The organism is Pseudoalteromonas sp. TP27 (assembly GCF_056470645.1).
The window spans coordinates 158,529-172,739 of sequence record NZ_JARDAK010000001.1 but is presented as its reverse complement, the minus strand read 5'-3'; the positions used below and the strand labels follow the sequence as shown (position 1 = coordinate 172,739).

Genomic DNA, 14,211 nt, shown 5'->3' with positions numbered 1-14,211 from the left:
TAACATGTTAGATTCTAAATTTTTACGTCAAGACATCGAACAAACTGCAGCACGTTTAGCGGCGCGCGGTTACGAACTCGATGTAGCGACGGTAACGGCACTTGAAGAAAAACGCAAAACATTACAAGTAAAAACGCAAGAACTTCAAAGTCAACGTAATGCAAGCGCAAAAGCAATTGGTCAAGCCAAAGCAAAAGGCGAAGACGCGCAGCCATTACTTGATGCAGTAGCTAACTTAGGTAGCGAGCTAGACGCTGCTAAAACTGAGCAAGATGAAGTATTAGCCGCAATTAACGACATTGCCTTAGCAATTCCTAACTTGCCAGATGAGTCAGTACCTGCGGGTAAAGACGAAGACGACAACGTTGAAATTTTAACGTGGGGCACGCCTAAAAAATTCGATTTTGAAGTTAAAGATCACGTTGATGTAGGGCAAGACCTAAACGGCTTAGACTTTGAAATGGGCGTTAAAATTAGTGGTGCACGCTTTACAGTAATGCGCGGCCAAGTAGCGCGTATGCACCGTGCACTAACGCAATTTATGCTAGATACACACGCAGACAAAAACGGCTACACCGAAATGTATGTACCGTACTTAGTTAATAGCGCAAGCCTTTATGGCACAAGCCAATTACCTAAATTTGCGGGCGATTTGTTCCATACGTTAGGTCTTGTAAACGACGATGGCGAACAACAAGCCGGCTTTAGCTTAATTCCTACAGCTGAAGTACCGCTTACAAACAGCGCACGCGACGAAATTTATGACGAAAGCGCTTTACCTATACGCTTAGTTGCCCACACTCCGTGCTTTAGAAGTGAAGCAGGCAGCTATGGCCGCGATACACGTGGCTTAATTCGTCAGCATCAGTTTGATAAAGTTGAATTAGTACAACTTGTAAAACCAGAAGACTCAATGGCAACGCTTGAAGAGTTAACAGGTCACGCAGAGCAAATACTACAAGCGCTAGAGCTTCCGTACCGTAAAGTAATTTTATGTATGGGCGACATGGGCTTTGGCTCAGCTAAAACCTACGACTTAGAAGTATGGTTACCTGCACAAGACACATACCGCGAAATTTCATCATGTTCAAATATGGCTGATTTTCAGGCTCGTCGTATGCAAGCACGTTTTCGCCGTGAAGGTGTTAAAAAGCCAGAGTTACTACATACACTAAATGGTTCAGGCTTAGCCGTTGGCCGTACACTAGTAGCCATACTAGAAAACTACCAACAAGCCGATGGCACAGTAGTAGTACCAGAAGTATTACGCCCATACATGGGTGGACTTGAAGTGATTGGTAAACAATAAAAATCAAGTTTAAGTTAAGCAAGCTTTAAGCTTGTAAATCTTAATTCGAAAGCCGCTGTTTGTAATAAACAGCGGCTTTTTTGTGATAGGTTAAAGGTAATAAGGCTCAGCTAATATGTAGGACGTGCTTTAGCGCGTTACAGTTCTTTGGCAAAAATATGCGCTTGTCCTTTTTATTTGTTCCTTGCGCTACATTTTACGAGTTTACTAAATGATTTAAACATAACTTCACTTGAGTACCTCCCATAGAGCTAGGGTGGTAATCCGACCTCACAAGCAAGTTACTGTGAAAATCTAAACCGGCATCATGCAGTCATTTTCATGCGTGTAATTTAGGTTTAAGAGTGCCAATGATTTATTTAATGAGTCAAATGAAAGTAATTCAGTGGTAGATTTTTGTCTGTTCAATTAGAGTAGTTGTCCTGTTTAAATACTGTCTAAATACAAATACGATTGTGCTAGCTATTGACATCATGGGAATGATCCAAACCAGTACCGTATGAGTGACGAAACCATCGAACGCGCCAAAAATGCCACAGGAAGACACTTCGGAGAAGGTTAAAACAGGGAAGAACAAGGGGCGAAATTCCCCTTGTTTAATTAATATATTATTAGAAAATATTTGAAAAGAAATTGCCTATCGATTTAGCAGCAGTTGCAAATTGATCTGTGATCCAGCTCCAAGCTTTACTTAGTGCGTTTATTACTTTGCCAACAACTTCAATTACAATATCTGCTACAAAATTTGCAGCACTCACGATTCCTTGTGTCATAGTGTCTGTTACTGACAATATACCATTTTGAAGGTTTGGGTGCTTTTCACCAAGTTCAGAAGCTTTATCAAATGCTGCATTGATTACTTTTTCACTTGCGGCTATCGCTTTTTTACGACGATCTTCCATTTGTTGTTTGAATTTAGCCTGATCACTTTCAGAGTTATTACTATTAATATATTCCTCTGAGGATGCGTTAACACCAACTTGTGTTGTGGCTGAAAATTCACTTGTCATGGCCTGTACACTGGAAACAGTATCTCCCATGACTTCTACTAACTCTTCATTTTCGCCTTCTGACCTTTCTGATGAAGATGCTACTTTTAGTCGAGATAAGCCAAACCCTGTTACTCGTTTCGTGTTGCCTAGCTGGAGTAAATAGTGCTTTCTCATTTCTTCTATAGTGGATTTAAAACTAATGTTTTCAACTTCATTATTTGCTGTGATTTCCATACAATAATCCTTTTAATTTTTGATTAGTTAGCTTTCGAATGACACCTTGTTTTTAAAGTGGTTAATAAACTGGACTGCATTAATTGGTAGTCGCTGTATTATTCAGGTTTTTATTTTCCTGAAAACTGCTCTGTGGCTACGGATAAATAATAGTTTTTTATTTTGAATTATCTATTACACTTTATTACACGAAATCCTCGTTGTGATATTTAGAAATTCTAGGGTCAGATATTTAGTTAAATAACACAGACACATATGGTCACTCTGCCTGAGTCAAATTTTCGGTGGGATTACCATCCACTTAAATGCCAATGATCTGATGATGGTATTATGGGGTTTTCCTTTGGCTTCTTGCTGCCGATAATATGCTTTTGCCCAAAATGAATAGCGCACAGATAATCCTGTCCATTCCACAAATGTTTGCCTTAAAAATAAACTAGACACCTAAAAAATAAACTAGACACCCACCCTAATTTTTGCAGTATGGCGAACTAAGTACTAGGCTTTCATCAGTGCTAATAAAAGCAGGGTGTCTTATGCAACCGCAAGAAAGCGTCAAGTAAGTTTGGTTGATACAAAATACTATCACTGCATATCACGATGTGTTCGGCGTGCTTTCCTGTGCGGTGAAGACCGTTTTACAGGCCAATCTTTTGAGCATCGCAGAGGTTGGGTTGAAGATAGGCTGCTTGAGTTAGCCAAGGTATTTTGTATTGATGTGTGTGCTTACGCTGTAATGAGTAATCACACCCATTTAGTACTGTATGTAGATGATAAGAAAGCAAACAGGCTGAATGATAAAACGATTGTTATTCGCTGGCATAAACTCTGTAAAGGCACATTGTTAACGCAGAAATATGTACGAGGTGAAAAGTTAGGTAAAGTTGAACTCATCTTTTTCAACCAAACGGTTAAACAATACCGTGAACGCTTATCAAGTATCAGCTGGTTCATGCGGTTGTTAAATGAAGATATTGCTCGCAGAGCAAATAAGGAAGATAACTGTACCGGCAGGTTTTATTCGCAGCCGTCCGTGGCGCTCACCCTTCGGGCCGCCTAATGCGTTCAAAGTTGTTCCATACAATTTTGTGGGAGGGGGGATTTAGCTCACAAGCACTGCTTGATGAAGCCGCACTTGCCGCCTGTATGGCGTATGTCGATTTAAACCCCATTAGAGCTAAAATGGCTAACACACCAGAAGAGTCAGATCGTACCAGCATCAAACAGCGTTTAACGTATGCAAAGGATGGCAAACAAGCAAAGCAACTACTGCGCTTTGCAGGCATGCCACGTCAAGTTATGCCAAAAGGGCTGCCGTTTGAGCTTAAATCGTACCTTGAACTTGTTGAGCTAACAGGGCGCTGTATACGAGAAGACAAACGTGGTTATATTGAAAGTACACACTTAACCTTACTCGAAATAGTTAATATCTCCCCAGAAAACTGGTTAAAACTCACCACACAATTTACGCGTGTATTTCATGGTGCAGTCGGCAGGCCAGCCTCACAAGAAGGTTATTGTGAAAACTTAAAGCGAAAGCGGCGAGCGAATATCAGTAACTGCGAAAAGCTACTGGCATAAAACTTAAACTACTCAGTAAAACTATTCAGTAATAAATCACAACTGCATTATGCAGTCATTTTCATGCGTGTAATTTAGGTTTAACAGTGATAATTGCTTATTTAATGTGTGACGCGCGAGTAAAGATATAAAAAGAGATGAACTTTTAGGCCAAAAAAGTAAATTTAGTGGCGCGCCAGATTAGTTTACAATTGGAGTGGCTGTCTAGTTTAATGCTATTTTGCCATTAGCTTTATTATTGGTTATTTCATGCAAATTAATTCGATATAAACAACATTAGCTTTGCCTCTTTACCGTCTGTTAATACCGCGACGTTACCTTTATCAGTTATGAATACATCTCTTAATCGTCCTGCGGTCTCTGGGAATATGTGAGACTGCGTAAACTCACCATTAGCCAGATTAATTTACAATTGGAGTGGCTGTCTAGTTTAATGCGCTGCGTTTTGCAGGTATGCCACGTCAGATTATGCCTAAAGGGTTACCGTTTGAGCTTAAATCGTACCTTGAACTTGTTGAGCTAACAGGGCGAATAATACGAGAGGATAAACGCGGGCACATTGATAATATGAAACTTCCTTTGCTAGAAAGAATTAATATATCCCCCGAAAACTGGTTAAAACTCACCACACAATTTACGCGCGTATTCCATGGTGCAGTAGGTAGGCCCACTTCACAAGCAAGTTACTGTGAAAACTTAAACCGAAAACGGCGAGCGAATATCAGTAACTGCCAAAAGCTTCTCGCATAAACTTAAACTACTCAGTAAAAATTAAAGCTGCAATTATGCAGATATTCTCATGCGCGTAATTCAGGTTTAACAGTGATGATGGCTTATTTAATGTGTGACGCGCGAGTAAAGATATAAAAAATAGATGAACTCTTAGCCCAAAAAAAATAAATTTAGTAGCGCGCCAGATTAGTTTACAATTGGAGTGGCTGTCTAGTTTAATGTTAAGAAGGGGTAAGTTTTTTCAACCTCAATAAAACCACTCAGATACCCATAATCCCTTCGAAAACGCCAATCAAAACAACCAATAAAACGCTTTTTAAATTTGATGTGAAAGTCAGTTATCGATTGAACCAGAACAGGAACTCAGCTATGGTTGAACCATCAATAAAAATAAATTAAAAACGAGCTAATCTACAGGCTCGTTATGTGCCAGACCACTGGTGAGTATGAATCAAAGTGTAGTTTTATTTAATAAAGGAATAATTATGAAAAATAAAAAAACGTTTTTTATCATCGGTAGCATAGGATTTATAATAACAGCAAGCATGCAAATGCTAATAGCGACATTGTTGTCAAGTTCATCTATGGCAGTTTGGTTGCCAATGTATATATCATTTGCCACTTTTATGATAATTGGTTTACCTAAAAGTAAAGCAAGCTGGTAGAGTTTAACCAAGATAGTTAGGGTGACACCCATTCTAATTTTTACTGAAATCATTAATTAAAGCAATGTGTTAAGTGGAAATTATAAATAATGAATCACGCAAAAAGCTGAGCTATGTAGAAAAAATGAAAATAATAATAGACAGCCTAATCGGACGATGATTGCAGTTTATTAAAGAGTGGCAAACGGCTCGGCTGTATTGAGCTTGCTTTCCTTTAAATAAAAAGCGCAATATTACCGTTAACAAAGGCATGAATAAATTGACCTTACGGGGTCAAGCGAAAGTGAATACGCAATGGCAACTGTATTGCCTTGTTCATAATATAGAAAAGCGATAAAACACGTTACATTAAGAATAGGTAAGGCATATTAACCTCAATAAAGTCGCTTAATCCTCCGTAATTTCTTCCAAAACGCCAATTAAAACAATATCAAACACTTCTTTATATGCTGTGTAAAAGTACAGTAATAGATTGAACCAAAATAGGAACTCAGCTATGGTTTGTTTATCAATAAAAACAAATAAAAAACGAGTTAATCTACAGGCTCGTTAATTCAATATAGGTAACAAGGGGGATTCTAGATATGATTGAGACATTAAAGATAAAATTACTTGAAGGTATGCACGCTTATAATGAATGGGAATGTGCTTTGGAAATCCCAATTGACTATAGTTTGGATGAATTGCATCAAGCAATTTTGTATGCTGTAGACTTTGATAATGATCATATGTATGAGTTTTGTATTGGTAACTCTTATTACTCTAGAAGCGCGCAACGTATAGCATGCAATGAAGATAAGGTAACCCAAGAAACAATTGATAGCATATTCCCACAAGCTAAGGGTAAAAAGCTCTATTATATGTTTGATTACGGTGATAGCTGGTTGTTTCAAATAAGTAAAAGCAGAAAAAAACGCTTTAGTGAAAAGTCTGATATATTTTATCCTAGAGTGGTGCTCGAAAGTGGTATAAAACCGGAGCAATATCCTGATTGGGATGAATGATTTTATCTAATTGGGTCGCTGTAGAAATACCATGAGGTCAGGTCTTTCTTTTTGCCATTAGCTTTATTATTAGTTATTTCATGCAGATTAATTTGCTATAACCAACATAAGCTTTGCATCTTCCCCATCGGTTAATATAGCTATATTGACTCTATCAGTTATGAATACATCTCTTAATCGTCCTGCGATCTCTGGGAATAAGTGAGACTGCGTAAACTCACCATTAGCCAGCTAATTTACAGGTTCGTTATGTCTCACGGGGGTTTTATCGCTCTATGAATGTTTTTCTAATAATTGCAGGTACATTAAGTGCTGTTGTAGCAACTTTGCATTTAGGTTGTATCTATTTTGGAGGTTCTTGGTATCGGTTCTTCGGTGCAGGAGAGCAAATGGCATTACTTTCTGAGCAAGGAAGTATTCAACCTACTCTTATTACTAGTGTAATTGTTCTGATTCTATCAACTTGGTCATTGTATGCATTTTCAGCCGCAGGTGTGATTTTTAAACTTCCATTCATCCGCCTAGCTCTTTTACTAATAACTTTTATTTATCTAGCCCGTGGTGTTGCTGGGTTCTTTCTAATAAATAACCCTATGGGGCGTTCGCCTGAGTTTTGGGTTTGGAGTTCTATTATTTGTTTATCTTTTGGTATTGTTCACCTTGTTGGTTTAAAACAACAATGGGCAAGCTTGTGAATAAAGTGTAATCTAATAAAGGCTATTATAATTAACTTTTGGTAAAGCATTATATTTGTAGTTAAATACCGGTCGCCAATAATTGACTGAATAGGAATATTAAAATGGATAAAATGTCAGTTCACATAACCTCTAAACCTTTAGAAACTTACCCGCAAAAACAAACTTTAAAGGTGGTAGCTGATGAAGTTACCGAAAAAGCGACTATGCACAAAGCCGCGGATAAAAGTGATCAAGTGGATATATCTAAAGAAGGAAAAGAAAAAAGCCTGGAAGATCAAAATCGAGAGGCGTTACGTAAATTATCAGGCAATGAAGATGTAAGTCAGGCATCACAATCTGAAGAAGACCCACTTGATGAGCAGATTGCTGAAATACAAGAGAAGCTTGAAAAGCTACTACAGGAAGCTGCATTATTAGGCAGTAAAGAAGATGAAGAGTCACAGGCTAAAGTGAAATTACTAGAAGCCGAAATTACAGGGCTTAACACTCAACTGATTGAGTTATTGAAACAGAAATTAGAATCGGGTAAAAGCTAGGTATTAAATTTTGAAGTATAGTTTTTGTAATTACCTTTAAAATAATTTAGTTATATAACGCTGACCTTATAGATATATATGCTGCTAGGTTTACAGTAAAGATTTAATAAATGCATTGAAGGATGAGTACCGACACATTTAGATATTTAATTGTGACGGCACTTTTAATGGGCAACCTATTACGAGCGGTTTATTAATTTAAATTCTTTAGGCACCAAAAATTGACTGTCGCGAATGTCTTTAATTTCAACAGACTTTATTTCGTAAACGTAACGTACAACAGGGTCTTTACGCCAGTGATCCATTACCATTTCTTTGCCTTTATCCATTAACCCACCAAGTAATTGTGAACCAACTTCATCCAAACCACCGCTGTAATCAATAGGTTTTCGTGCGGTTTTACAAGCTTTTAATTGCTGTTTCCATTCAAGCTTGATTGAGATTGGGTAGCCCTTGATGGTTGCTAGTTTTTTACCAATCTCACCACCGAACTGACTATCTTCGTTACTTATATCACCTGTAAAACCAGCAATGGCTTTATAGGCTTGAGCACCTAATAAGTTCATTAGTGCATTGTCGTCACCGATGGTTTTTAGATAGTTGTCATGAAACTTTTCATGTACCTGCAATGCACGTTTAGTTTGAGCATTCTGTGCTGTGGTCCAAAAGTCAAAAGTCACAATGTTTTTATCTTCTGCGCCTGTTGTATCGTGGTAACGAGTTGTCCAGTTTACGACGTACTGCTCTGTGGCGAATCCATTAATAACACGGCTTTTACCTGTTTTATCAACATTAAATGAATTCTCTTTTAAATCGACGCTACAACCAACTTCCTCGTAGGTTTGATATTCTTCGGCATTATCGTCTTCTTCAAACATACTGTCTGTAAAGCTTACTTCATTACATCCCTTGATAGGGCATTCGCTATAAGTTTCGTCATCGTAATCAATGTAATAGCTTTTATTTTTTTGAGCATCAAAAACACGAGACTCATCAGAATTTGCCCAGCGCATTAGCCAGCTATCAAATTCATTTTTTTCTCGAATAACACGATTGGATTCACGGGTTAATACCGTTTGCTTTCCTGTGTAGTCAGGTACGTATAAACCATTAATTGCATACTCAGCCTTGAGTACAGAAGTTGGATTTAGTGGGGTTGTATCTTCTACTTTCGTACTGGCACATCCGGCAACAGCTAAAGCAACTACGGTGAGTGTAAATGATTGTTTCATTTTCAGTTTCTTCCTTATTAAACTTGTACGAATTGTAACCTAATTGATTTATTTGTAAATAAAGGGCGCGTAAATACTGTAATTATTACGGGAACGATTGCTCTAGCTCATGTGAGAGCTTTATCTTATTAATTAAAGGGGACTGATAATGGGGTGGCGGAAAATACACAACTGAATTTGACTGCTTACTAACCACATAGGCAAAAGCCATGTATAAAACTGGAGGCAATAATTTTAGTTAATATAGTTAAGTTATAAGAAGGTATAAAATTTATGGAAATGATTTTTTATTTGATTAGCTTTGAACAAAAATGGGAAAGGTTCTTTTAGTATCTGTATTATTTTTAACACAAAGAACCTATGCCCAATTATTTAGAAGAGTCTGTAAATTTGAAAGCGCACTTATTTTGCCCTAAGCAACATAAGCTTTGCCTCTTTACCGTCAGTTAATACCGCGACGTTACCTTTATCGGTTATAAACACATCTCTTAGTCTTCCTGAAGCCTCAGGAAGTACGTGAGATTGCGTAAACTCACCATTGGCCAGATTAACGCTGTAGAGCTTTTTATCAACTAGCGTTGTGACTAGCACATGTTGTTGTAATGAAGGAAAAGCTGCATGTTTAGAGCCGTAATACGCCATGCTTGATGGGGCTATTGAAGGCGTCCAATTAACACTTGGTTTTTGCATGCCTTTATATTCGGTAAATGGTGAAATACGTGCTTGTGAGTAATCCTTACCATAGGTGATTACCGGCCAGCCGTAATTAGTACCAGCGGTTAAATAGTTTAGTTCGTCACCGCCTGCAGGGCCGTGTTCATGACTAACAATTTGTTGTGTATCGTAATCATAAACTAAGCCTTGCGGGTTACGATGACCGAGTGAGTAAACAGCATGGGCATTTAGGTTTTTGTGATTAATAAATGGGTTGTCTGTTGGAATGGTGCCATCTAGGTTTATACGTAATATTTTACCAAGTTGGCTGGTGATAACTTGTGCTTGCTCTCTAAAGTCAAACCCGTCGCCCGTTGAAACTAATAACGTATTATCGGGTAGTACAAGGGCGCGTCCTGCGTAATGTTGCGGTGTGTTTTTATCAGTCGCTACTTTATAAATAACGTGTGGCTTTGAAAAGTCAGTACCATTAAACGTGGCTTTAGCAACAACAAGCCTGTTTGCGCTTGCATCACCTTGGGCATAAGTAAAAATAACTTCTTTGGAGTCGTTATAATCTGGTGATAATACAATGTCGAGTAAACCACCTTGGCCTGCAACGTATAAGCCCTCAAGGTTTAATTTTATTCTCGATTGCGCATTGTTTTTAACTATAACGACGTGACCGTCACGCTCTGTAATTAACCATGTGCCGTTTGGTAGTTCAACCATGCTCCACGGAGACTGTAATTGCGTAGCCAGTGTTTTTGTACTGTATTGCTCCTTTGGTAACGTAGCATCTGCATTAACAGAAAACGAAAGAAGCGAAAGTAGAGTAAAAAAAGAGATACATTGTTTACGGGGCAAGCCTTTGCTAGCATGACTAGTATAAGAGAAAAGCTTTATTTTAAGTTGAGATAACCATGTCGTTTTTAACACGTATATTGCCTTCATTTTTAGTTTCTTGGTTACTTACATTCGCACTTGCTAGCTTGTTTCATAGCCAATACGTTGTCAATCAATTAGTTAATGTAGGTGTAGTGGTGGGCATTAGTGATCGCGTTAGTTTAACGCTTGATGATTGGTTAGGCCTATTACCGACCTACGGCGCTATTATTGCTTTGGCACTTGCCATCGCTTTTTTTGCTACAACAAAGCTTAATAAAAAGGTTCAAAAATACAGTACTCAGCTATTTGTTATTGCTGGCATTGTGGCGTTTGGTATTGTGTTAATTGCCATTGAATCAATTATGAATATTCATATTATAGCGGGCGCAAGAGGCTGGGGTTTTTATGCTCAACTGCTTGCGGGCGCGGTAGGTGGTTATGCGTTTTCACAATTAATAAAGGTAACTAACAACCAAAAAGAGTGTTAGATGCATGAATGTGAATACGGCTTATACGTTATTTTGATGATTAATAAATAAAAGCCGCTGTTTATTATAAACAGCGGCTTTTAAATATGATTTTTTAGAATTTAACTAAAAATCAAACTAATTAATTTGTAGCTACTTAGCCCAAAAATTAGGATTAAAACGGGTAGAGTTACTAGGTTTAAAACCACAGAGTTTGTGTAGTTTCCCATAACGCCTTTTTGATTAACCAGCCATACAAGGTAGGTGCTAACAATAGGGAGTAATAACCCGTTAGCCGCCTGTGCAAATATAATTACCGCTACAGGGTCTAAACCGAGTGAGGCAACCGCAGCACCAAACAATAAAATAACAATAGCAACGCCTTTAAAGCGCGTGTTACTCATATCGTTTGACCAACCTAACATGCCACACACAGCATAAGCACCCGCAAGTGGCGCTGTAATGGCGCTTGTTAAACCTGCTGCAAACAAGCCAATAGCAAAAAAGTAATGAGCGGCATCACCAAGTAATGGCTCTAGCTGTACGGCCATGTTAGCAGCACTAATTTGCCCCGCATCGGTGCCATAAAATGCAACCGATGCAGTAGATAAAATAGCGAGCGTGATCACACCGCCTAAGGTGATTGATAGGCCTGTATCAACATTTGTTTGTTTGATCACTTTTTCCATATCGCTATTACTGTCGTGTCTAGCAGCGAGCACGCCGGAGTGTAAAAATAAGTTGTACGGTACAATGGTAGTGCCAACTAAAGCGAGTATGGTTGTAATAGAACCCTCAGGCATACTAGGGATAAAACCTGAAAATACATCACTGAGCGAGGGAGCAGCCATTACAAGTGTTGAGATAAACACTAAGCTCATTAAAATAACGAGTAAAATTAGCGCGTTTTCAACCACTTTATGTTTGCCGCTATACAATAAAGCAGCACTTAAAAATGCGATAAGTGGTGTCCATACTTGAGAGCTAACTTGAGGGAATATTTCAATTAATCCCATGCTAGCGCCACTTAAGTTACCCGCTTCATAAGCTGCACTGCCCACGCCAATGGCGCTAATAACTAAAAATATAGCTAAAGATTTAAATAAGGGCGTTTGAATATTTGCTCTGAGCGCTTGTGCTAAATCTTGCCCTGTAGCAACGCCAAGGCGCGCCGCCATAGATTGTAATAATATAGTGGCAATTACTGAAAACAGTAATGTCCATATAAGTGCAAAACCAAAGTTTGCACCTGCCACGCTGGCAGTAGTAATGGTCCCTGGTCCAATGAAGGCAGCGGTGACGAGTAGTCCTGGTCCTAATCGCATAATTGACCTTAATAGTGCTATTGCATGTTGCTATTTAAAGTTACATCCAACGTTTAAAAACGATATTTATACGCGATGCCTGTTGTGTTATTGCTGCCACTTAGATTAAGTGCCCTGCAGCGATGTCGCCTTTTGGCTGGTTCTTTTTTACCAGCATATATTATACCAATCCGCAATAATACTTAATCAATTTGAGGGATTAAATCTGACGCTAACTGCGTTAAAAATTTCTGATATACGACTGCATGGATGCAGGAGGTAGAGCAATGCAGGAGCAATTGCCGAGAACAACTAAATAACGAAATTTTTGCCTGGTTATCGACACGATTTTCTCACCTCAGAATAGATCACTTAATTAAGCGAATTGGTATTAAAAAAGGTCGCGTAGGATACCAATTTATATATAAATTTAAAGGGGATACAGTGCGTTTGGGTAAAGTTTAAGCTAAAAATGGGTATGAGTAAGTGTTACAAGCTAAGGTTCAAAGTTAAAATAACGCTTACTGCACAAACAAGCAGAGTATTAAATGCAGTAAATTTTAAACGAATATATAAGCCAATCGAGTTAAATGGGTGATGCTGATATTAATATCAGCATCAGTGTATTTACTTTATTAGCGATTTAATCACTTCTAAGCCTTTTTTTAGTGTATTGGCATCAGTAGCATAGTTAATACGAATACACTCGTGCTTGTGAGCCCAGCTATCGTCAATACCAATAAAAAAGTTGTGCCCAGGAATTACATACACATCTTGAGCTTTAAGCTTTTGATACAATACTTCGCTGGTCATTTTTGCATCTTTAAACCACAGCCACATAAAAAAGGCACCTTCAACTTTGTGCAAATAAACAGGCAGTTCGGCAAATACTTCATCAAACAATTCAATCGCTATTTGAGCTTTGTTTTTATAAAAAGGGAGCACAACATTACGGCAAAGCGGGAGTAGTTCGCCGTCGTTAATTAAGCGCGTCACTAAGCTTGGGCCAATACTATTTGGCGATAAAACCATGCTGCCATTTACGCGACCAATGGCTTTAATAATCTCATTATTAGCAACCACAATACCGCTGCGTAAACCAGGTAAGCCTAGTTTTGAAAGTGACATGCATAAAATAATGTTTGAGTTCCAGGTTAGGTTTGCATCGGTGTAAATACAACCTGGGAACGGATCGCCGTACGCATTATCAATAATAAGTGGAATAGCGTACTTATGTGCAAGCGCATCCAAATGGCATACTTCTTCATCGGTAATTACGTTGCCGGTAGGGTTTGTAGGGCGTGATACACAAAGTGCACTAATACTACTGTCGGTTGCTAATACGTTTTCAACTGCGTCAAAATCAATCACATATTTAAATTGTTTTGAGCCATTTTCAGTATTTAGAATTTCGATGTCTGGTTTTATGGCAACAAACATATCATCCGATAAACCTTGGTCGGCATAACCTATGTATTCTGGCGCAAGGGGAAATAAAATCTTTTTGTGGCTGCCATCAGGCATTTCGCCTGCCAGCATATTAAACAACACAAAAAAGTTAGCTTGGCTGCCATTGCCAAGTGCTACGTTATCGGCACTAATATCCCATGCATATTCTTTACTTAGCTGGCCCGCTAATGCTGCTCTAAACTCGTCGTTACCGGTTGGGCCGTCGTAAAGGCCAAATACTTGCGATACTTTATTACTAGCAACTAGTTTTTGTAATTCAGCTAAAAACACATCATTTACTTGTGGTACTAATGCGGGGTTACCGCCACCCAGCATAACAATATTAGGATTGTTGCTGTTTTTAGCACCGCCTAAGTCTTCCATTAACTGAGTAATGCCGTTGGGCTGTGTAAATTTAGTGCCAAAGTTTGAGTAGTTCATAATACCTGTTTTACGCTAGTAAAGG

The 14,211-nt window shown here is 38.5% G+C and carries 11 protein-coding genes and 6 pseudogenes; 9 read left to right on the top strand and 8 right to left on the bottom strand.

What is annotated here, in order from left to right; genetic code table 11:
• The first annotated feature begins 4 nt into the window (after positions 1–4).
• Positions 5–1,309, top strand: a complete 1,305-nt coding sequence (gene serS, locus PX700_RS00775) for a serine--tRNA ligase (protein WP_008168632.1) — start codon at positions 5–7, stop codon at positions 1,307–1,309.
• A gap of 611 nt (positions 1,310–1,920) precedes the next feature.
• Here the strand turns inward: serS and PX700_RS00770 are convergent.
• Both PX700_RS00770 and PX700_RS00765 read right to left on the bottom strand, forming a co-directional pair.
• Positions 1,921–2,535 carry a hypothetical protein gene (locus tag PX700_RS00770; RefSeq protein ID WP_415636236.1) on the bottom strand — a complete coding sequence of 205 codons (615 nt, stop codon included), beginning with the start codon at positions 2,533–2,535 and terminating at the stop codon, positions 1,921–1,923.
• A gap of 288 nt (positions 2,536–2,823) precedes the next feature.
• Positions 2,824–2,967, bottom strand: a pseudogene (locus PX700_RS00765) (IS110 family transposase); the annotation flags it as partial.
• Positions 2,968–3,064: 97 nt separating this feature from the next.
• Between PX700_RS00765 and PX700_RS00760 the strand changes: the two are divergent.
• Positions 3,065–4,116: pseudogene (locus PX700_RS00760) on the top strand (transposase).
• Positions 4,117–4,372: 256 nt separating this feature from the next.
• Here the strand turns inward: PX700_RS00760 and PX700_RS00755 are convergent.
• Positions 4,373–4,522, bottom strand: a pseudogene (locus PX700_RS00755) (PQQ-dependent sugar dehydrogenase); the annotation flags it as partial.
• Between the two features lie 32 nt (positions 4,523–4,554).
• Here PX700_RS00755 and PX700_RS00750 point away from each other — a divergent pair.
• From PX700_RS00750 to PX700_RS00735, 4 genes and pseudogenes are all read left to right on the top strand, one after another.
• Positions 4,555–4,866 (top strand): annotated as a pseudogene (locus tag PX700_RS00750) (transposase); the annotation flags it as partial.
• Positions 4,867–5,333: 467 nt separating this feature from the next.
• Positions 5,334–5,513, top strand: a complete 180-nt coding sequence (locus tag PX700_RS00745) for a hypothetical protein (protein WP_415636235.1) — start codon at positions 5,334–5,336, stop codon at positions 5,511–5,513.
• Positions 5,514–5,586: 73 nt separating this feature from the next.
• Positions 5,587–5,850: pseudogene (locus PX700_RS00740) on the top strand (transposase); the annotation flags it as partial.
• 247 nt (positions 5,851–6,097) lie between these two features.
• A complete protein-coding gene (locus PX700_RS00735) occupies positions 6,098–6,517 on the top strand; it encodes an IS1096 element passenger TnpR family protein (protein ID WP_479519559.1) in 420 nt (139 codons plus the stop codon).
• Positions 6,518–6,604: 87 nt separating this feature from the next.
• Here PX700_RS00735 and PX700_RS00730 read toward each other — a convergent pair.
• Positions 6,605–6,748, bottom strand: a pseudogene (locus PX700_RS00730) (PQQ-dependent sugar dehydrogenase); the annotation flags it as partial.
• Positions 6,749–6,792: 44 nt separating this feature from the next.
• Here PX700_RS00730 and PX700_RS00725 point away from each other — a divergent pair.
• Together PX700_RS00725 and PX700_RS00720 are read left to right on the top strand one after the other, a co-directional pair.
• A complete protein-coding gene (locus tag PX700_RS00725) occupies positions 6,793–7,212 on the top strand; it encodes a hypothetical protein (RefSeq protein ID WP_415636233.1) in 420 nt (139 codons plus the stop codon).
• Between the two features lie 113 nt (positions 7,213–7,325).
• Positions 7,326–7,751, top strand: coding sequence for a hypothetical protein (locus PX700_RS00720; RefSeq protein ID WP_479519558.1), 426 nt, complete (start codon positions 7,326–7,328; stop codon positions 7,749–7,751).
• Positions 7,752–7,930: 179 nt separating this feature from the next.
• Here PX700_RS00720 and PX700_RS00715 read toward each other — a convergent pair whose 3' ends face one another.
• Positions 7,931–8,983 carry a hypothetical protein gene (locus PX700_RS00715; RefSeq protein ID WP_479519557.1) on the bottom strand — a complete coding sequence of 351 codons (1,053 nt, stop codon included), beginning with the start codon at positions 8,981–8,983 and terminating at the stop codon, positions 7,931–7,933.
• Between the two features lie 402 nt (positions 8,984–9,385).
• Complete coding sequence (locus PX700_RS00710; protein WP_479519556.1) at positions 9,386–10,576, bottom strand: PQQ-dependent sugar dehydrogenase; 1,191 nt, start codon at positions 10,574–10,576, stop codon at positions 9,386–9,388.
• On the opposite strand from PX700_RS00710, the gene PX700_RS00705 reads away from it, so the two are divergent.
• Entirely contained in the window at positions 10,561–11,013 is a 453-nt protein-coding gene (locus tag PX700_RS00705) for a hypothetical protein (RefSeq protein ID WP_479519555.1), read from the top strand. The genes PX700_RS00710 and PX700_RS00705 overlap by 16 nt on opposite strands.
• 101 nt (positions 11,014–11,114) lie before the next feature.
• Here the strand turns inward: PX700_RS00705 and PX700_RS00700 are convergent, their stop codons facing one another.
• Together PX700_RS00700 and PX700_RS00695 are read right to left on the bottom strand one after the other, a co-directional pair.
• Positions 11,115–12,317 (bottom strand): Nramp family divalent metal transporter, encoded by a 1,203-nt coding sequence (locus tag PX700_RS00700; RefSeq protein ID WP_479519554.1) that lies wholly within the window; start codon positions 12,315–12,317, stop codon positions 11,115–11,117.
• A 606-nt stretch (positions 12,318–12,923) separates the two neighbouring features.
• Complete coding sequence (locus PX700_RS00695) at positions 12,924–14,186, bottom strand: valine--pyruvate transaminase (RefSeq protein ID WP_479519553.1); 1,263 nt, start codon at positions 14,184–14,186, stop codon at positions 12,924–12,926.
• Positions 14,187–14,211: the final 25 nt, after the last annotated feature.